General features: G+C 60.7%; 19 protein-coding genes. All 19 read right to left on the bottom strand.

Annotation, left to right across the window (positions count from 1 at the left end):
- Window positions 1-32: 32 nt before the first annotated feature.
- The 19 genes from VDP81_RS03540 to VDP81_RS03630 all read right to left on the bottom strand — a co-directional run bounded on the left by VDP81_RS03540 (window position 33) and on the right by VDP81_RS03630 (window position 19,806).
- Window positions 33-425 carry a RidA family protein gene (locus VDP81_RS03540; protein ID WP_322994446.1) on the bottom strand — a complete coding sequence of 131 codons (393 nt, stop codon included), beginning with the start codon at window positions 423-425 and terminating at the stop codon, window positions 33-35.
- A 35-nt stretch (window positions 426-460) separates the two neighbouring features.
- Window positions 461-874: a thioesterase family protein gene (locus tag VDP81_RS03545; RefSeq protein ID WP_322994445.1), complete on the bottom strand. Its 414-nt coding sequence runs from the start codon at window positions 872-874 to the stop codon at window positions 461-463.
- 7 nt (window positions 875-881) lie between these two features.
- On the bottom strand, window positions 882-2,060 hold the full coding sequence (locus tag VDP81_RS03550; RefSeq protein ID WP_323011556.1) for an acyl-CoA dehydrogenase family protein: 1,179 nt from the start codon (window positions 2,058-2,060) through the stop codon (window positions 882-884).
- A gap of 1 nt (window position 2,061) precedes the next feature.
- The gene (locus VDP81_RS03555) at window positions 2,062-2,916 is read right to left on the bottom strand and encodes an enoyl-CoA hydratase family protein (RefSeq protein WP_323011557.1); all 855 of its coding nucleotides are present in this window, start codon (window positions 2,914-2,916) and stop codon (window positions 2,062-2,064) included.
- Window positions 2,917-2,958: 42 nt separating this feature from the next.
- Window positions 2,959-3,729 (bottom strand): SDR family NAD(P)-dependent oxidoreductase, encoded by a 771-nt coding sequence (locus VDP81_RS03560; protein WP_322994442.1) that lies wholly within the window; start codon window positions 3,727-3,729, stop codon window positions 2,959-2,961.
- Window positions 3,730-6,072: a bifunctional salicylyl-CoA 5-hydroxylase/oxidoreductase gene (locus VDP81_RS03565; RefSeq protein WP_322994441.1), complete on the bottom strand. Its 2,343-nt coding sequence runs from the start codon at window positions 6,070-6,072 to the stop codon at window positions 3,730-3,732. It abuts the gene before it with no gap.
- 122 nt (window positions 6,073-6,194) lie between these two features.
- Window positions 6,195-6,791, bottom strand: a complete 597-nt coding sequence (locus VDP81_RS03570; RefSeq protein WP_322994440.1) for a flavin reductase — start codon at window positions 6,789-6,791, stop codon at window positions 6,195-6,197.
- Window positions 6,792-6,854: 63 nt separating this feature from the next.
- Complete coding sequence (locus tag VDP81_RS03575) at window positions 6,855-7,595, bottom strand: SDR family NAD(P)-dependent oxidoreductase (protein ID WP_323011558.1); 741 nt, start codon at window positions 7,593-7,595, stop codon at window positions 6,855-6,857.
- 23 nt (window positions 7,596-7,618) lie between these two features.
- On the bottom strand, window positions 7,619-7,918 hold the full coding sequence (locus VDP81_RS03580; RefSeq protein ID WP_323012385.1) for an IacB protein: 300 nt from the start codon (window positions 7,916-7,918) through the stop codon (window positions 7,619-7,621).
- A gap of 93 nt (window positions 7,919-8,011) precedes the next feature.
- Window positions 8,012-9,169 carry an acyl-CoA dehydrogenase family protein gene (locus VDP81_RS03585; RefSeq protein ID WP_322994438.1) on the bottom strand — a complete coding sequence of 386 codons (1,158 nt, stop codon included), beginning with the start codon at window positions 9,167-9,169 and terminating at the stop codon, window positions 8,012-8,014.
- Window positions 9,170-9,401: 232 nt separating this feature from the next.
- On the bottom strand, window positions 9,402-9,983 hold the full coding sequence (locus tag VDP81_RS03590; protein WP_322994437.1) for a MarR family transcriptional regulator: 582 nt from the start codon (window positions 9,981-9,983) through the stop codon (window positions 9,402-9,404).
- 41 nt (window positions 9,984-10,024) lie between these two features.
- A complete protein-coding gene (locus VDP81_RS03595; RefSeq protein WP_323011559.1) occupies window positions 10,025-11,620 on the bottom strand; it encodes an ATP-dependent acyl-CoA ligase in 1,596 nt (531 codons plus the stop codon).
- Complete coding sequence (locus VDP81_RS03600; RefSeq protein WP_322994435.1) at window positions 11,604-12,341, bottom strand: ABC transporter ATP-binding protein; 738 nt, start codon at window positions 12,339-12,341, stop codon at window positions 11,604-11,606. Before VDP81_RS03600 ends, VDP81_RS03595 begins: the two co-directional genes overlap by 17 nt.
- Window positions 12,338-14,119, bottom strand: coding sequence for a branched-chain amino acid ABC transporter ATP-binding protein/permease (locus tag VDP81_RS03605; RefSeq protein ID WP_323011560.1), 1,782 nt, complete (start codon window positions 14,117-14,119; stop codon window positions 12,338-12,340). Before VDP81_RS03605 ends, VDP81_RS03600 begins: the two co-directional genes overlap by 4 nt.
- On the bottom strand, window positions 14,116-15,171 hold the full coding sequence (locus tag VDP81_RS03610) for a branched-chain amino acid ABC transporter permease (protein ID WP_323011561.1): 1,056 nt from the start codon (window positions 15,169-15,171) through the stop codon (window positions 14,116-14,118). The genes VDP81_RS03605 and VDP81_RS03610 overlap by 4 nt, the downstream gene beginning before the upstream one ends.
- A gap of 118 nt (window positions 15,172-15,289) precedes the next feature.
- Entirely contained in the window at window positions 15,290-16,456 is a 1,167-nt protein-coding gene (locus tag VDP81_RS03615; RefSeq protein ID WP_323012386.1) for an ABC transporter substrate-binding protein, read from the bottom strand.
- A 104-nt stretch (window positions 16,457-16,560) separates the two neighbouring features.
- The gene (locus VDP81_RS03620) at window positions 16,561-17,370 is read right to left on the bottom strand and encodes a cyclase family protein (protein WP_323011562.1); all 810 of its coding nucleotides are present in this window, start codon (window positions 17,368-17,370) and stop codon (window positions 16,561-16,563) included.
- Window positions 17,371-17,389: 19 nt separating this feature from the next.
- On the bottom strand, window positions 17,390-18,643 hold the full coding sequence (locus VDP81_RS03625) for an SDR family NAD(P)-dependent oxidoreductase (RefSeq protein ID WP_323011563.1): 1,254 nt from the start codon (window positions 18,641-18,643) through the stop codon (window positions 17,390-17,392).
- Window positions 18,640-19,806 carry a thiolase family protein gene (locus VDP81_RS03630; protein ID WP_323011564.1) on the bottom strand — a complete coding sequence of 389 codons (1,167 nt, stop codon included), beginning with the start codon at window positions 19,804-19,806 and terminating at the stop codon, window positions 18,640-18,642. The genes VDP81_RS03625 and VDP81_RS03630 overlap by 4 nt, the downstream gene beginning before the upstream one ends.
- Window positions 19,807-19,818: the final 12 nt, after the last annotated feature.

The following is a 19,818-nucleotide window of genomic DNA, read 5'->3' on the forward strand; positions in this document are numbered from 1 at the left end:
AAGCGTCATCTGGTGTGTGGCAGATTCTCGTATCAGTCCGGCACAACCGCCGTGACTTCGATCTCGACTTTGGCGCGATCTTCGATCAAGCCGGACACTTCAACCGCAGTCATCACGGCATTGAAGCTGCCGATCAGTTCACGGAACGCCTTGCCGATCGCCGGATAGGCCGCAACGTATTCCTTCTTGTCAGTCACATACCAGGTCATGCGCACAATATGCTCAGGACGGGCGCCACCCTCATGCAGCACTTCAACAATATTCTGCAAGGCCTGGCGTACCTGTTCAGCGATATCGTCTGTTTGAAACTGGGCCTGCGCATCCCAGCCGACCATGCCCGCCACAAATATCATGCGACCACGCACAGACACGCCATTGGAATATCCTTTGGGCCGCGGCCAACCGGGAGGAAGTAGGATCTGCATGGAAAACTCCTTGTCAACAAACTAAAAAATTCGTGCTATGCCACCGAGGCACTGTTGGCCAAAGCGGCGCGGACATCCTCGGGCAGGCTGATGGCACGATGCGTATCCAGATCGGTGAACACCAAGACCTGGCGCGAGGCAACTCGCAAGACCCCATTCCCACTGGCTTCCAAAGCCAGCGTCAACGATTTACCACCGACCCGTTCGACGGCCAGGCTAAAACTGAGTGTCTCGCCCATACGGCCGATGGCGCGAAAATCGCATTCCAGACGCACGATAGGCAGGCCGATGCGACGCGGCCCCAGCATCTCTGTATAGGAAATACCCAAGCCATCGGTGAACCAATCTTCGACCAACTGGTTGAACAGCACTAGATATTGGGGGAAAAATACGATGCCGGCCGGGTCGCAATGCGAAAAACGGATGCGGTAATCACGCTCGAAACGCATGGCAGACTCAAACAGCCGATAAAGTTGGCGCCGAGCGCAGCAACTCGCGGGCAATGATCAACTGCTGTACTTCGGTCGCACCTTCATAAATGCGCAAAGACCTGATTTCACGGTATAGCTTTTCCACAGGCTGTCCGCTGACCACGCCCAATCCGCCAAACATCTGCACCGCGCTGTCAATCACCCACTGCGCGTTCTCGGTGGCCGTCATCTTCGCCATGGCGGCCTCGCGCGTCACGCTGCTGCCCTGATCGCGCAGCCATGCCGCCCGGTAGGTCAGCAAGGCGGCGCTGTCGATTGCCGTGGCCATCTGCGCCAGCTTCGCCTGCGTCAACTGGAAATCCGCCAAGACACCGTTGAACATCCGCCGCGTGGTGGCACGCGTCAGCGCTTCGTCCAGCGCACGCCGGGCGAACCCCAGCGCCGCTGCCGCCACCGAGGTACGGAATATATCCAGCGTGCGCATGGCTACCTTGAACCCCTCGCCCGCCGCCCCCAAGCGCTGGGATGCGGGAATACGGCAAGCATCAAAGCGCAGCCGCGCCAGGGGATGCGGGGCGATGACTTCGATCCGTTCGGCGATTTCCAGGCCCGGCGTATCCGCATCGACCACGAAGGCCGTGATGCCGCGCGCCCCCGGTGCCTCGCCCGTGCGGGCAAAGACGACATAAAAGTCAGCAATGCCGCCATTGGAAATCCAGGTCTTCTCGCCGTCGAGGACATAGTCGTCGCCATCGACACGCGCTGCGCAGGCCAGCGCCGCCACATCCGAACCCGCCTCGGGCTCGGACAGGGCAAAGGCACTGATCGCGTCGCCCGCAGCCACCGGCACCAGATAGCGATTGCGCTGCTCGGGCGTGCCGTGCAGTGAAATCGCCCCCGACCCCAAGCCCTGCATGGCAAAGGCGAAATCCGCCAGACCCGAATGGCGGGCCAATGTTTCGCGGATCAAACAGACGGCTCGGGTGTCGATGACTTCGCCCATGCCGCCATGCGCTGCGCCCGCGACGGCATGACGCAGCCAGCCGTCCCGCCCCAATGCACGCACCAGCGCACGGCAGTCGGCATCCACGTCCGGACCATGCGCGTTGGTCACGTGCGTGGCCGCCCAGGCATCCAGCGCCACCGCGAGTTCACGGTGACGCGGCTCGAAGAACGGCCATTCCAGGTAGGACAGATCAGCCATGTCAGTTCCCTTCGAAGACCGGGCGTTGCTTGGCCACGAAAGCCTCGTAGGCCCGCGTGAAGTCCTGGGTCAGCATGCACAGCGCCTGTGCCTGGGCCTCGGCTTCGATGGCCTGTTCAATCGTCATGGCCCACTCTTGGTGCAGCATGGTCTTGGTGATCCCATTGGCGAAACTTGGCCCTTCGGTCAGTTGTGCCGCCAGTGCCTGGGCTTCAGTCAGCAGCGCATCGGGTTCGCACAGGCGGTTGAAAAACCCCCAGCGCTCACCTTCTTCGCCGCCCAGGCTGCGACCGGTGTAAAGCAGTTCGCTGGCACGCCCCTGACCCACAAGGCGCGGCAAAATGGCGCAGGCGCCCATGTCGCAGCCCGCCAGGCCAACCCGGTTGAACAGAAAAGCAGTCTTGCTGCGCGCCGTGCCCAGGCGCAGATCGGACGCCATGGCGACGATGGCGCCCGCCCCCGCGCACACCCCGTCCACCGCTGCCACGATGGGCTGCGGGCAAGCCCGCATGGTCTTGACCAGCTCACCTGTCATGCGCGTGAACATCAGCAATTCCGGCGCCTTGAGCCGCACCAGCGGGCCGATGATGTCATGGACGTCACCGCCCGAACTGAAGTTTCCCCCGGCGCCGACCACCACCACCGCGTGCACGTCATCAGCCCATTTCAAACAATGGAACAGATCCCGCAGTTCAGCGTAACTGTCGAAAGTCAGCGGGTTCTTGCGCTCGGGACGGTTCAGCGTAATCGTCGCCACGCCCTGCACCACCTCCCACAAAAAGTGGGTGGCGCGGTAATCGGCCATAGGCCGACGATTGCCAGCCAGCAGACGGGGATCAGTACGGTCGTCACTCATGGGGGAATCTCCTTGTTGTTGCATGCAATACATATCATCGGGCTACATGACCTCGCCACCGCAAATAGGCAGCGATAGCCCAGTCAGCGCGCCTGCCCCCTCGCCGCACAGCCAAGCAGCAGCATCGGCGACTTCTTCGGGCGTGACCAAGCGGCCCTGCGGATTGGTCTTCATGAATTCGGCACGCACATCCTGCGGATCGCGGCCGGTCTTTGCCACCACACGCGCAACGCCTGTGCGCACGATGTCGGTATCGGTATAGCCTGGGCAGACCGCGTTCACGGTGACGCCTTTGGTCGCCAGTTCCAGCGCCAGCGCACGCGTCAGGCCGATCACGCCGTGTTTGGCGGCGCAGTAAGCCGTCACATAGGCATAGCCCGCCAACCCGGCGGTACTCGCCACGTTGACGATACGACCCCAGCCGCCGTCCAGCATGCCGGGCAGAACCGCCTGAGTACAGACCATCACCCCGGTCAGGTTGACCGCCAGCATGCGCTGCCATAAATCGGCATCGGTCTTCAGAAAAGGCGCGCTTTCCGCCTGACCGGCGTTATTGATCAACGCCTGTACCGGCCCAAAGCGTGCCTGGGCATCGGTCAGCGCATACCCCACCTGCACCGCATCCGCCACATCGGCGGTCACGGCATGCAAGCGCTCGGGATGACGCGCCGCCATCGCCCGGACGGACTCCAGGCTGCGGCCCAGCACTGTCACGCGCCAGCCCTCGGCGACCAAACGCAAAGCGATGGCGGCACCGATGCCGCGACCGCCCCCGGTGACCAGGGCATGGCGCCCGTCCATTGCCATGCTCATTCAGGTGCCTCCCGCCGCTGCAGCCGCCTGGATGGCCTTTTCACGGGCAAAATTGTTTTCCATCTGCTGCTTGGCCGAGCGATACTGCTTGGGCCAGGTCGTCCCGACATAACCGATCTTGGCAGCTTCGGTCAGTGTCCAGGCCGGATTGGCCAAGTGTGGACGGGCCACAGCACACAGATCCGCGCGACCTGCCGCCAGGATGCTGTTGACGTGATCGGCTTCGCTGATGGCACCCACTGCAATGGTGGCAATCCCCGCTTCCTGCCTGATCCGGTCGGCGAACGGCGTCTGGAACATGCGCCCGTATGTCGGCTTTTCTTGCTTGCTGACCTGCCCGGAAGACACATCGATCATGTCTGCACCTGCGACCTTGAAGGCACGGGCGATCTCGACCGCATCGGCAGGCGTAATGCCGCCTTCCACCCAATCGTGCGCGGAAATCCGCACCGACATTGGCTTTTCCTGTGGCCAGACCGCCCGCACCGCCTCGAACACTTCCAGTGGATAACGCAGGCGGCAGGCCAAAGAGCCACCGTACTCGTCGGTTCTCTGGTTGGTCAGCGGTGAAATAAAAGAGGACAGCAGATAGCCATGGGCGCAGTGCAATTCCAGCCAGTCGGCGCCTGCTTCGTCGGCCGCCCGGGCCGACGCCACAAACTGTGCCTTGACCTCGTCCATGTCGGCCTGCGTCATGGCCCGCGAGACTTGGCTGACCCCTTCCAGATACTGTTGTGGAGAAGCCGAGATCAGCGGCCAATTACCTGTCAGCAGCGGCTGATCCACGCCTTCCCAGGCCAGGCAAGTGGAGGCTTTGGCCCCTGCATGACCAATCTGGATGCCGAATTTGGCATCCGTATTGTCGTGAATCCAGTCGGCGATCCGTTTGAATGCCGTGGTGTGTTCAGGCAGGTACAGCCCTGGGCAGCCTGGGGTGATGCGGCCTTCCGGGCTGACGCAGGTCATCTCGGCAAACACCAGACCCGCACCGCCTTGCGCCCGCGCGCCCAGGTGCACCAGATGGTAATCACCCACCAGCCCATCCTCTGCTGAATACTGGGCCATGGGCGACACCACGACGCGGTTTTTAAGCGTCAGGCCGCGCACCGTCCAGGGGGTGAACATGGGTGGTGTGATGCAACCGGCCTGGGTGGGCACATGCGCACGCTCGGCGAACCAGCGCTCGTAGCCTTCCAGCCATTCTTTGTCGCGCAGGCGCAGATTTTCGTGGCTGATGCGCTGGCTGCGCGTCAGCATCGAATACATCAGTTGTTCAGGCTCGAATTGATCGCAGTAGCGTTCGCCGCAGACCTCAAACCATTCCATCGCATTCCAGGCTGCGTTTTGCAGACGCAAGGTCTCGATACGACGCGCTTCTTGGTAGGCGGTCAGCACTTCGGGCAAATGCGATACGTCGTCGCCCAGCAATTGGAACTGGCGCGTGAGCTCGATGGCATCTTCGATGGCCAGCTTGGTGCCCGAGCCAATCGCAAAGTGTGCTGTGTGGACGGCATCGCCCATCAGCACGACATGGCTGCCCTGGGGGTTCTTCAGCCACCATTGTTCGCACACCACGCGTTGGAAGTTCAGCCACGCAGCCCCGCGCAGATGGCGGGCGTTGGTCATGAGCTTGGCGCCTTCCAGGTTGCCATCGTTGAACAGTTTTTCACAGAAGTCGATCGACTGCTGCTGGTCGGCCTTGTCCAGGCCGTGCGCCAGCCAGACATGCTCGGGACATTCGACGATAAAGGTCGTGGTATTTTCGTCGAACTTGTAAATGTGCGCCTGGAACCAGCCGTGCTCAGTCTTGCGAAAATCGAAGGTGAAGGCATCGTAAAGCTTATTCGTGCCCAGCCAGATATAACGGTTCGGACGCATGACGATGTCTGGCTTGAACGTATCGACGTACTTGTCCCGAATACCGGAGAAGATGCCGTCGCTGGCGATGATCAGGTCCGCGTCCGCATAGGCTTCATCCGACTTCACTTCGGTCTCGAACACCAGTTCGACGCCCAGTTGCTCGCAACGCGCCTGCAAGATGTTCAGCAGCTTTTTGCGGCCAATCCCCACAAAGCCATGCCCCCCCGACCGAATGGTGCGCCCTTTAAAGAGCAGATCAATATCATCCCAGTGGTTAAAGGCTTCCTGGATTTCGTCGGCTGTTTCGCGGTCCCACTGGCGCATATTGTCCATGGTGGCATCGGAAAACACCACGCCCCAGCCAAAGGTATCGTAGGGCTTATTGCGTTCCACCACGACGACCTCGTGCCGTGCGTTCAGTTTTTTCATGAGTAGAGCCAGATACAGACCAGCCGGCCCACCACCAATGCAAACAATCTTCATCTCATGTCTCCTGGTACTTTGGGTGTAGTTTTTGTATCTAATTCACTTGTATCTAATTTACTTGTAAAGTAAATACCTGTCAATTAGAAGTATGGGTGGTTCTATGCGGATGCGCCGCCACCTTAATTTTTGGTCGATGAGGTAGGCACATCTGAGCCCACCTGATGGTAATCACGGTTGAAATACACCAATCCTTTTTGCGCATCGCCACGCCGGATATCCTGGACTTCGCACAGAAAAATGCTGTGTGATCCGACCACGCTGGTGTTCTTGATGCGACAGTCGAAGCTGACGACCGTGTCATCAATCAAGGGACTGCCCGTGGCGAGCCGGCTCCAGCGGACGCGCGTAAAGCGTTCTTCCATGGTGACGTTGCGATCCGCAAAAAGTCCCGGCGCTTCTTTGTTCGACGCGCTCAGCACATTGACGCACAGCACGTTATTGCCCTGGAAAAACCGGTGCGCAAAGGACGAACGATTCATGCAGACCAGCAGCGTAGGGGGCTGATCCGTGACGCTGCACACGGCAGTCGCCGTAAATCCGGCCAGACCGCTGGGACCATCAGTCGTGATGATGTTGACCGCACCAGCCAGCATGGCCATTGCGTCACGAAACGCGTCTACGTCTGCCATCGTGTTCTCCTGATCCGCCATCTCAGATGCCCAGCGCCAGATCATGGGTTCTGGTGTGGGTGCCGCCGCTATCTGCAATTTATTCATGATCCACTCCGTATGATGTGATCCGATCTAGCGCAATGCTGCGTACGCACCAGATCAAAACGACTACCGCATGAAAAGTCCGCCATTGACATCCCAGGTGGCGCCGTTGACGAAACCTGCCTCTTGCGAAGCCAGCCGCGCCACCATATCCGCCACGAACTCCGCATCGCCCAGGTGTCTCACAGGGATGCCCTGCACAATTTGCGCGAGCTTCTCGGGTGGCACCAGGGCATGCACTGAGGGCAGATCCATGGGTCCGGGCGAAATGGCATTGGTCGTGACGCCGCGAGGACCCAGCTCGCGCGCAAAGATCTTGGTCAGCGTGATAATCGCGCCTTTCGAGCAGGCATAGTGCGCCCCGGTGGCCGTGCCGCCGTTCTGGCCTGCCAGCGAACCCATATTGATCAAGCGCCCGTAGCCGGCCTCGGCCATGTAGGCGCCCATCACCTGACAACCAAATAGCGTGCCGCGCAGATTGGTGGCCAGCACCGCATCGAATTCCTCAGGGCCAATGTCCATCACAGGCGTGGCTTTTGTCATGGCGGCGTTATTCACCAGGACGTGCAAATGGCCCCAGCGCGCCAAGACAGCGGCCAGCGCCGTCTCGAAATCCTGCTTGCGCTTCACATCAAGCTGCAGGGGCAGTACGTTTTCGCCCCGTGCATCAATCTGCTCTGCGGCCTTCTGCGCCAGACCCAGTTGATGGTCGGTGATGACCACCTTGAATCCGGCCGAGTGCAGGCGCCTCGCGATGGAGAATCCCAGGCCCTGGGCGGCGCCGGTCACGAGTGCAATTTGATCCATGATGTTTCTCCTGGGGATGGGGTTCAATCAATGATCAATTCGCGCCCGATACGGGCCTCGACACGCATGTATTTCCACAGCTTGTACGTGCCGTCACCCACAGGAGTGGCGCGAAACAGATTGCAGGCATCCGCCACAGTCTCGAAATCCGGCACGTCAGCCAGCACATAGGTGGTCCAGGGAAATTGCACCGAGGGTCCGACCATGATCCGGTCATCGTCCAGATTGCCCAGCACCCGCACGCCGGGCAGATCGCGAATGCCGCGCATCATGGCCAGAAAAGCGACCCAGACATCTTGCATGTCCTGAGGCGTGCCATCCATGAAGTTTTGATTGACGCCGATGCAGAACAGCACACGCAATGATTTTTTGTCTTCCACGAGATTCTCCTGAAATAAGATTGAGTCGGGTTGTGCTCAGAGATAACCCGGCAGGGGCGACAGGCCGAAGCGCATGGCACCTGCATTTTGGTAGATGATGTCGCCCATGAAGGCATGCTGAGTCACCATCTGAGCATCGCGCACCTGCTGGGCCAGCGGGCTGGCTTCATAAACCCCGGTCATGCCACTGAGCATCTGCGCACGACGGGCGACGTCAGCCCCTACCCGGGCGGCGTGCGTCGCCGACAAACGCAGCATGCTGATCAGATGGTCCTCGGGTTTGTCACCCGCGACGAGCACCTGCCAGACATCGTTGATGGCCTCATAGAACCAGCTGCGGGCGGCACGCAATTCGGCCTCGATGCGCGCGACTTCCAGTTGCGCGTAAACGCGTTCACCCAGGTTTGGCGCCCCCGTCACGGACTTGCGGCCTGCGGCCATCTGCAAGACCTCATCAATTGCCCCGCGCCCGATACCCAGAGCGACCACGGCCAGGACTTGCGCCGCAAACGCCAGGGCCGGATATTGATACAGCGGTGTGTCCAGGGACGAGGCGCTGCCGCGCACGAAAGTCCAGTCTTCCTGGACCACGACGCCCTCAGCGACCAAGTCGTTGCTGCCGGTCGCCTTCAGGCCCATGACATCCCAGTTTTGCTCAATGCGGATCTGATCGCGGCGCATGACCGCCATGCGCGGCAAGGCAGCCGCCCCTTCTGCGGGCGGGATGATCCCGACACCGACCACGTCCGACCCCATGCTGCCGCTGGAAAAGTGCCAGCGACCGGAAACCTCGAAACCACCCTCGACGACCTTGACAGGCTGGGGTGGGAAGATCCCGCCAGCGAAGACCTGATCCACGCCGCCATCGGCGTACAGCTTTTCCTGCGTGGCGACCGGCAGGGCCGACAGGTAGATCCCACCGACGGCGAAGCTGGCAACCCAGCCTGTCGAGCCATCGGCCTGAGAAATCAGTTCGATCAGGCGGCAGAATTCGGCAGGCGTGCATTCGTCGCCACCGAAGCGCTTTGCCACCAGCGCGCGATAGACGCCCAGCTTCTTCAGGCGGTCGATCATATCCTGGGGAATATGCCCCAGGGCCTCGAATTCCCGTCGGCGCTTGTGGATATCCTGCAAAAGATCGGCCAGTTCGGGATTCGAACCGATGCCAGCAGGCAAAGAAGTAGTGTCAGTCATTGTCGTCTCCATTGATCGGTGCTTCATGGTGGTGATGCTTGATTGGGTCAGAAGCGATAGCTGCTCTGCACAATTTATTTCCGATTTCAATTGATTTTTGAATTAAATAACTAAAAAAACCCGGGCTCCATTCTGCACGGCAAGTCTTAGCTTTCTAAATAAATCCAAAATCATATATTTAGTTGTAATGCTATTAACCGGAACGAACTCGATCAATAGGGAATATCCCGAATCAGCTGGATATTTTGCTGCTGCGCCGCTTCGGTGCAGCCGCTACGGCCTTGGCTTCGACCTCGGCCTGACGGCTGGCCAGGAGCACCCGCAAGTGGCCCAGGTGCTCGTAGAGCGCGTCCCGGCTGTCACCCGGCAAGCCCTTGAACATCTCGACCAGCCAGCGCTCGTGTTCGGCGGCCATGTCGGTGAATTCGGCACGCCCTTTGTCAGTCAGGATCACGCGCCAGGAACGGCGATCTTCTGGATTGACAATACGACGCACCAGCCCTTCTTTGACCAACTGGTCAGTCAGACCGGTCACATTGCCGCCGGTGACCATCAGGTAGCGCGACAGCAGATTCATGCGCAAGCCGTCTGGATGCCGATCCAGCTGGGCCAGATAATCGAAGCGGGGCAGGCTGGTTGCAAACCGCACGCGCAGCAATTGACGGATCTGATGCTCGATCTGTGTGCTGCAAGCCAACAGACGCAACCAGATTTTGGTTTCCATGTGATCGTCGATCTGGGCACGCGCCTCCAGGCCGATATGATCATCGCCCAATGCCTGCACCAGACGAAAATGTTTGGCATGCGTGGTCACATTCAGCCTCTCTGCTCTATCAAATTATCTACGATTTTGGCTCAAACTGAGGGCTTGCGCGGCACCTGAGGACGTTCCCAGGTCAGTGCGCTCACCCCTCGTTCGCGCAACTTGTATTTCTGAATTTTGCCATTCTCGGTGCGCGGCAGGTCTTCCAACACATCGATATAACGCGGCACGGCAAAATGCGGCAGCCGGGATTCGCACCAGACCGCCAGATCGGGCAGGCTCAGGCTTTGGCCAGGCCGCACCACCAGTGCGGCCATGACTTCGTCCTCGGCCAGATCGGAGCCCACCGGATAGACGGCCACGGCGGCCACGGCCGGATGGCTCGACAGCACCTGTTCGACCTCGTAGGACGAGATATTTTCACCCCGTCTGCGGATCGCGTCCTTGATCCGATCCACAAAACGGAAGGCGCCATCGGCTTCGCGCAACACCCGGTCGCCCGTATGAAACCATAAATTACGCCAGGCCTCGACGGTCTTTTCGGGCATATTGAAGTAACCGGAAGCAAAAGCATAGGGTTCTTGCGCACGCAAGAGCAACTCGCCAGCCTGGCCAACGGCCACCTCCACATCGTCCTCGTCGGCCACACGCGCCTCGAAGCCCGGCAGAATCCAGCCCATCACCCCGCGCCGGGGCGAATCCAGCGCGGTGCCGATCACGAAACTGGTTTCCGTCGAGCCATAGCCTTCCAGTAATTGCACGCCAGTCCGCGCTCGGAATGCTGCGCTTGCCTCGGCGGGCACGCCCGGCCCCAAGCCAATGCGAACACGGTGCGCCTGCTCTGCCGGTCCTTCAGGCTGCGCCAGCAGGATCGGCACCATCGCGCCGAGCAAGTATACGACGGTCGCCCCACAGGCACCCATCGATGCCCAGAAACCCGATGCCGAAAATTTTGGCTGGAATACCACCTCGCAGCCGATCAAGGCCGCCTGCGCATACGTATTGAGGGCATTGATGTGGAACAGCGGCAGCGTCGTACACAAGACATCATCCTGCCGCACGCCCAGGACGCGCAAGGTGTTGACACCCCACCAGTAGTAATGCGCGTGTGGGCAGAGCACGCCTTTGGACGGCCCCGTGGTGCCCGAGGTATACAGGATCGCCAGGGTATCACCCGGCCCCACCGCCTCGGCCTCTAGTGCTGGCCCCTCGGACGGCCATGCGCTGGCCGGCACCTCGCCGATCGCCCCCACAGCATCAGAACCATCCAGCACCCAGATTTGTTGTAACGAGGTCTTGCCCAGATCGACCGTCGCCAGCCGATCCAGATACTGCGCCTCGATCACCAGCAATCGCGCCTGGCTGTTGGCCAGGAAATACTCGATCTGCGGCCCGCGCGAAGCGGTATTGATCGGCACAGCGACAGCGCCTGACCAGCCGCAGCCCAAAAAAGTCTCCAGGACTTCGACCCGATTTGAACTCATGATCGCCACGCGATCTCCCCGGCCCACGCCTGCGGCGCGCAATGCGCCCGCCCGCTGCGCGGCGCGGGGCGCTGCATCTGCGTGTGTCCAGCGGGTCGTGCCCAGCGTCAAAAGCGCTCGATCAGCGTACATCGCTGCCTGCCGCAAAAGCATCTGCGGCACAGTCCGTTGTGCGGGCGGCAGTCCTTCATACAGCATCGTCATTGGTGCCCCCTCCTAGATAAGTGGCTTGTACCCGTTCGTCCTCGGCCAGCGCTGCCGAATCACCCGACAGAGCGATTTCTCCGGTTTCCAGCACATAGCCGAAATCAGAGCTCTCCAGCGCGGCCCTGGCATTTTGCTCGACCAGCAGGATCGACACGCCATCCTCGCGCAAGGCACGCACAATAGACAGGATTTCGCGCACAATCAGTGGCGCCAGCCCCAGGCTGGGCTCGTCCAACATCAGCAAGCGCGGCGCCGACATCAAGGCACGTCCGACCGCCAGCATCTGGCGCTCGCCGCCGGACAGGGTATCCGCCCGCTGTGCGCGGCGTTCAGCCAGTCGCGGAAAACGCGCATACACCGAATCCAGACGATTGCGCAGCGCCTGTGACCGCAGCCGACGCGAATACGCCCCCAGGCACAAATTGTCCAGCACCGAGAGTTCGCCGAACAGTTCGCGCGTTTCAGGCACCAGGCACAGTCCGCGCTCGACGCGCGACTCGACATCCAGGCCGGCCAGGTTCTCCCCTTCGAAGCGCAACATGCCACGCGCGGGGAGCAGGCCCATGACCGCCGATAGCAGCGTTGTCTTGCCCGCGCCATTAGGGCCGATGATGGACACAATCTGCCCAGGCTGCAGAGTGACCGACACCCCGCGCACGGCCTCGACCCGCCCGTAAGCAACCCGCAGGTCTTCTACTTCCAGCATCGGCACACTCATGCGGTTCCTCCCAGATAGGCGTCCTGCACCCGCTTGTCGGCGCGCACGGCGGACGGCACACCTTCCACCAACTTGGAGCCGAAGTTCATCACGACCAGCCGGTCCACCAGATTCATCACAAAATCCATGTCATGCTCCACGATCAGGATGGTCATGCCTTCCTCGCGCAACTGGCGCAGTAGCTTGCTCAATGCCAGCTTTTCCTGACGGCGCAGCCCTGCGGCGGGTTCGTCCAGCACCAACAGGACGGGATCGGAGGCCAGAGCGCGGGCGATCTCCAGAATGCGCTGGGTACCCAAAGGCAAGCTACCCGCCGCTTCATGCGCGCGGTCGCTCAGGCCGATCCTGTCGAGCTGACGCCAGGCCTCGTGCATGATCCGACGCTCTTCTTCCCGGTCCAGGCGCAGCCCGGCGCGCAGCACGCTGGGACGCGTCCTGGCATGAACGCCCAATGCCACGTTATCCAGCAGACTCATGTAGGGGCGCAGCTTGACGTGCTGAAACGTGCGCCCCAGGCCCAGGCGGGCGATTTCCAGCTGCAGCATGCCGGATACATTGCGCCCCAAAAACTGAACCTGGCCGGACGTCATTGACAGCGTACCGGTCAGCAGATTGAACATGGTCGACTTGCCCGCGCCATTCGGTCCGATCAGCCCCAGAATTTCGCCCGCATTCAGTTCAAAGCTGACTTCATTCACGGCAACCAGACCGCCGAAACGCTTGACCGCGCCCTGCACCGACAGAATGGGGGTTCCTGCGGTGGGCATGACGCGACGCGGCAGCAGCCGAGCCGGTGCCACAGGCATCAGGACCGGACGGCTAGGACCATAGCGCCGCTGCCAGCGGCGTACAAAGGCCATGAGACCGCCACGGGCAAAATGCAGCAATGCGATGAACAAGGCTGAAAAAACAACGGAATCGAGCTGACCGGCTCGTTGCGTCAACCATGGCAACACATCCTGCAAAGCGTTCTTGAGCGCCAACACCAGGCCAGACCCCAGCAAAGCGCCCACCAGGCTACCCAAGCCACCTGCCACCGCCATCAGCAGGTATTCGATACTGGCGTGCACGCTGAAGGGCGAAGGGCTGACGAAGCGGTTCATGTGCGCATACAGCCAGCCCGCCAAGCCAGCCAGCAGTGCGGCAGTGACGAACAAGGACAGCCGCAGCCGGTAGGCATCCGCCCCCACGCTGGCCAACAGGGTTGCCCCACCGCGCAGGCCCCGGATAGCGCGTCCGGGACGAGAGTCCAGCAGATTGCGGCTGAACAGAAAACCCAGGCCAACCACGGTCCAGACCAGATAATACATGGCCTGCGGTTCCATCAGCGACCAGCCGCCAATCGTCACGGGCGGGATGCCCGACAGGCCGGTATGTCGGCCCAAGGCATCGATATTGCCAAACAGCATGGAGATCGACAGACCCCAGGCAATCGTCGACAGCGCCAGGAAGTGCCCTCCCAGACGCAGGGTCAACATGCCGATGGCCAAGGCGGACAGCCCCGTCAGCAGCAGCGCAAAGGGCAGGCCCAGCCAGGGCGAAATATCGTAGTTGATCGTCAACCAGGCGCTGGCATACGCGGCGATGCCCACAAAAGTTGCCTGACCAAACGAGGTCGCGCCGCCCACCCCGGTCAGCAAGACCAGCCCCAGGGCAACCAAAGCACCAATCCCGATTTCATTCAGCAACGAGACGGTGAAGGTGCCAAAAAACAGTGGCGCGAGGAGAAAAACAACGGCCAATACTGCCATCGAAATCTTGGAAGCGAGTGGTTTCATTGATCAATCTCCTCGACTTCATCTTCGTGGTGACGTGCCATATAAGAGCGCGCCATCAATACGGGAATCAATAGGCTGAACACAATCACGTCCTTGAGTGCACCGCTCCAGAAAGACGCAAAACTTTCAAAAATACCGACTGCCAGGGCCCCCAAGGCCGTGGCCGGGTAGCTCACCAGCCCGCCAATGATGGCGGCCACAAAGGCCTTCAGGCCAATCAGAAAGCCGGAGTCGTAGTAGATGGTGGTGACCGGCGCGATCAGGATGCCGATGAATCCCGCCAGCAAAGACGCATAGCCGTAGGCCAGCAACGCGGTGCGGGCGGGACGTATCCCAACCAAGCGGGCACCCACACGATTAATGGCCGTTGCACGCAGCGCCTTGCCCATTGCTGTCCGTTCGAAGACAAGAAAAAACAGCCCACTGAGTACGACTGCCATGCCCACCATCAGAATTACCTGACCGCTGACTTCGATCCCGTCACCCAAGGAAAGAGAACCCATGGCCAGAGGCGCCGTGCGCGTACCTTCGGGGCCGAAAAACAGCAAACCCAGGCCAGACAACAGAAAGCTCAAGGCCAGGGAAACGATCAACAGCACCAGCACCGACGCATCGGCGATGGGCTGAAACATCACCCGTGCCAATAGCGGCGCCATCGGCACCACCAGCAGTACCGACGCAATCACTTGGACAGGTGCCGGTGCGCCGGCCCGCGCAACCATCCAGGCAATCAGGCAGGGAATCACGGGCAGCACCCCCCACAGCAGCAAGGCCTCGGGAATGCGACGCCCCTCGCCCCGACGGACCAGACTGCCCAATTCCGTCAGCAGTGCCGCCACAGCCAGGAAAATCACTAAACCAATCGTCGGCGGCACCTGGCCCGCCTCGAATGCCGCCAGGCTGAGAGCGGCAAAGGCAGCAATGTCCCCAAACGGCACAAAGACGACCCGCGTGACTGAAAAAACCAGCACCAACCCCAACCCTGCAAGCAGGTAGATGGCGCCATTGGCCAGCCCATCGATGCCCAAAATGAGGGCGATATCCCATGTCATGATGTCAAACCTCTACGTTGATCACTGCGGGCCGCTGCTCAATGGCCTGGCGGCGTGGATGAGACCAGTTTGTACTGATGACGCAGGAACTCATCACGCCGACCTTGCGACTGCCCTCTTAGGGAACCAACTTCCATTGGCCCTTTTCCAACTGGACCACGACGCGGGAACGCTCGTCCGTGCCGTAGGTTGTGTCGGGCTGGAAGTTGTATACCGCGTGGGTGCCCACCAGTTCCTTGGTGCTGTTGATCGCATCGCGCAGCGCCAGACGGAATTCCGGTGTGCCTGGCTCTGCGGTCGCCGAAGCACGCTCAGCCGCATCCAGGAAGATCAGCCAGGCGTCGAAGGAATAGGCGGAAAAGGCATCGGCAGCCGGTGCGTTGTTGGCCTTTTGGTAAGCGTCACGATAGGCCATCGACACCTGGCGGATAGGATTGCTCTCGGGCAGTTGCTCGGCAACGATGACCGGGCCGGTGGGTGCCAGCAGACCTTCGACGGAACTGCGTGCCACATTGACAAAGGCCGGATTGATCAGGGCGTGGGTACCATACAGCTTGCCTTTGTAACCACGATCAGCCAGCGCCAGGTACGGCAATGCACCCGGTGTGCCCGAGTTCCCCGTAATCACGGCGTCAGGGCGCTGAGAGACAATCTTCAGCACTTGGCCTGCGACTGAAGTGTCGCTGCGCGCATAGCGCTCGTTGCTCACGACCTGAATGCCTGCCGCCGGTGTCGTCTTTTCAAGTGCTTCATAGACCTGATCCCCCCAGGCGTCCGAAAAACCGATATAGCCCAGGGTCTTGATGCCGTCCTGCTTCATGTGATCAACCACGGCGCTGATCATCAAGGAGGCGGGCTGCGGCACTGTCACGACCCACTCAGCCTCCTCCCCCGACAGGGACGCATGGGCAATCGAGATCAGCGGCGTCTTGGACTCGCGCGCCACGGCGGCAATCGCCAGGGCGCCGGGTGATCCAGCCGTGCCGATAATGGCATCGACCTTATCTTCTTCGATCAGCTTGCGGGCATTCCGCGCCGCTGTGCTGGGATCGGAAGCATCGTCCAATTGAATGAGCTGGACTTTCTTGCCATTGATTTCAGACTGGTAGGCTTGCCCCGCCATGATCCCTTTCTGGTAGGGGATGCCCAGGGAAGAAACCGGACCCACCAAAGAGGTGATGAATCCAACCTTGTAATCGGCTGCATGGGCCGATGGGACTGCGGCAATCAGGGCGGTGGCCGAGACCGTTGCAGCCAGGACGCGCAGGGTACGAAAAGACTTCATCATGAACTCCATCAGAAAGGGAGGGAATCAAACGGTTAATTTATAAAAAATTCACTTATAAATAATAAAAACAAGATGCTGGATTGCTGGAAGAGGAGCCTGCTTCAGGCATCCGCCACCAGGGCCAGCACTCGCAGGGGACTACCGCTGCCCTTTTCAATCTTCAGCGGCGGGCAGATCAGCACGGCACCAGAGGCAGGCAACTGATCCAGATTGCACAGACACTGCAAGCCGTAGCGCCCAGTGCCGTGCATCAGATAATGACAAGGATAGGGCGGACGCAGGTGGTATCCCTGGCCCGCATCGGTGCCGATGGCCTCGGAGCCAAAGCCCAAGACGTCGCGCTGCTCGATCAGGAAACGCACGGCCTCGGCGCTGGGCCCCGGCGTATGTTGGCCGGTTTCATCGTAATTCTGATATTCCTCGGGATCGGTGCGCTTGGACCAGTCTGTGCGCATCAGCACCCACGACCCCGCCGGAATACGGCCATGCGCGGATTCCCAGGCTTCGATGTCCTGAATGGTCAGCAGGTAGTCGGGATCGTCCTTGACCTGCGGCGAGCAGTCGATGACGCAGGCAGGCGCCACAAAATTACGCACCGGAATGGTATCCACCGAATTGTTCGGCAAATCGCGGCCAGAAATCCAGTGAATGGGCGCATCAAAGTGCGTGCCGGTATGCTCGCCGCAAGAAAAGTTGTTCCAGTACCAGCCTGGCCCGCGTTCATCGTATTTCGAGACTTCCTCGATACGAAAAGGCCAGCACTGGCCAAATTCTGGCGGCAGCGCAATCTGCGGAAACTCGGGGGTCAGGGTCTGGGTGAGATCGACCACGCGGATGCCGCCCCCCAGCAGAGCTTGGGCAAAGCCCATCAAGGCCTGCGCGCCCGTCATCGGATTGGTATGGGATGTCATGCTTTGCTTCTCCGGGCCATCAGCCACGATTCATCGAAAGTTCACGTTCCAGAACCTTGGGATTGTCGCGCCAGCGTTGCAGCCATTCCTGGGCCACATCGCCGGGATAGACATCCTCGATGCCTTCTTTCAAGGCCTTGACGATGGCATTGGCCAAGGATTCCGGACTGAGTTTGGGTGGCGGCATGTTCTGGTTCCATTCATCATCGACGGGCCCTGGATAGACATTGACGACGCGGATGCCCGCCGGCGTCATTTCCGCCCGCAGGCACTGCGCCAACGAGTGCGCCGCCGCCTTGCTGGCGCTGTAGGTGCCCTGGGGCGGGAAGTTTGCCAGCGCGTAGATCGACAGCAGATTGACCCACGCTGTAGCGCTGGTCGTGCCGTCGGCCGAGCGCCCCTTGAGCGCGGGGCCGAATTCCTGGGCCAGGCGCAACAGGCCGAAATAATTGATGTCCATCTCGGCTCGCGCCACATCCGTGCCGCGTCGCGAGGCAATGCCATGCGTCCGGTGCACCTCGGCATTATTGATGACGATATCCACCTTGCCACCAATCGAGCCGGCCTGCGCGACGATGCTGCGGCCATCACTGAGATCAAGTGGCACCAGCGACACCTGCGGCAACGCTGTAATGTCATCCAGCCCACCCATATTCTTCCAGGGCTCGGCATGGCCCACCCAGACCAGATCAGCACCGGCTGCCACCAGTGCCCGCACAATGGCCTGGCCTACCGGGGTCTTGCCATCGGTGACCAGCACCTTGCGAAACTTCGGGTCGCAACCCATCTCACGCAACATCGGATCATCTGCCATATTTGCACTTCCTTCCATCGGGAATCCAATCAAGACGGCCTGCCCGGCACGATCAAGCCGTGCCCCCACGCGTATTCGCTGCGGCGCAGCACCAACGTCGCCGTGTACATGCACCATGACGGTCGGCCCCGCATCCAAACGCACGAATCCCAAGCGCCAAGGCAGACGCTCGCGAAAGAACAGATCATTGCTGTGGTGCAGCGTTGTTTCACTGAGGAGTTCGCCCGCGCCGTCCTGTTCGCGCCAGACCAACTGGTTGGACAGGCAGTGGTGACAGGCGGAACGCGGCGGATACTGCAGGGTCCCGCAGGCATCACAGGCTTGTAACTCGAAGCGGCCTTCAGCCGCCGCAGCCGTCATGCCCAGGGCCACGCGTCCACGCGCCCAGGGGGGCAAATTCATTTGTTGGGTGCGCAGGACCGGATTCTTGCGCCGGGGCCGCATCAGAGGCATGGTCATTGGCTGCTCCCGAGGATCACCGCGCCCGTACACAGGCAACGGTCGTAAGTCACCATCCCGAACCCCGCCACCAGACCCAGCTTGGCATGGGCCACGGCACGGTCACCAGCCTGGCCTGTCAGCTGGCGTATTGTTTCAGTCAGTCCCATGAACCCCCCTGCAGCCCCTGGCTGCCCGGCCGATAGCTGGCCACCGCCCGTGTTGTTGGGAAAACTGCCATCTACGGTCAAGGTATTGGCACGCACGAACTCGGGGCCTTCACCTTTTTCACAGAATCCCAGATCCTCGAACTGCATCATTACGATGACGGGATAGTCATCATAGGATTGCAGCAGATCAATATCAGCGGGTCCGACGCCGGCCTGCGCATAAAGATCATCGCGATCCTTGCGCCAGCCGCCGCACACCATCACCGGATCATCGAAAAAAGCATTATGGCGCTCGATAGCACCGCGCACCAGAACATGGTCGAGCCCCAGGTCACGGGCACGCTCTTGTTTCATCACCAGAAAGGCCTCGGCACCGGCGCACGGCATGACGCAATCGAACAAATGCAAAGGGTCGGCGATAGGCCGCGCCGCCATGTACTGGTCCAGCGTCAAAGGCTTTTTGAACAGAGCATTGGGGTTGAGCAGCGCATTCTGGCGCTGCGCCACGGCAATGCGGCCGAAGTCCTCGCGCTGGGCGCCGTACTTGCGCATATAGTGCGCCGTAATCATGGCGAAGACCGAATTAGGCCCTCCCGATCCATACGGATAGGTGGCATCTCGGGCAAAATCACTGAAGCCCCCGAGCGTCTGGCGAAACGAATCCACATGATTGGTATCGGCCGCCACGCAGGCCACGATATCGGCATCGCCCACCTGAACCGCCCGGGCGGCACGCCGCAGACACATGACGCCGGACGCGCCCCCCGTCGGGATGTGGTCCAACCAACGCGGCGACAGGCCCAGGTGCTGGGTAACCCCCACTGCAGTATCGGGCACCAGAGAAAAACTGGACAGGCACAGCCCATCAATCTGCTCCTTGGCCACGCCGCTGCGCTCGATCAGCCCGCGCACGGCCTGGCCAATAAACCAGTGCGCACCTTCGTTCGAGAAGCGCTGGTAAGGCACAGTGACCGGCACGGCCACGGCCACATCGTCATACCCCAGGCGTGCCATCAAGATTTCCTT

This window comes from Castellaniella sp., from assembly GCF_034675845.1.
Classification (GTDB): Bacteria; Pseudomonadota; Gammaproteobacteria; order Burkholderiales; family Burkholderiaceae_B; genus Castellaniella.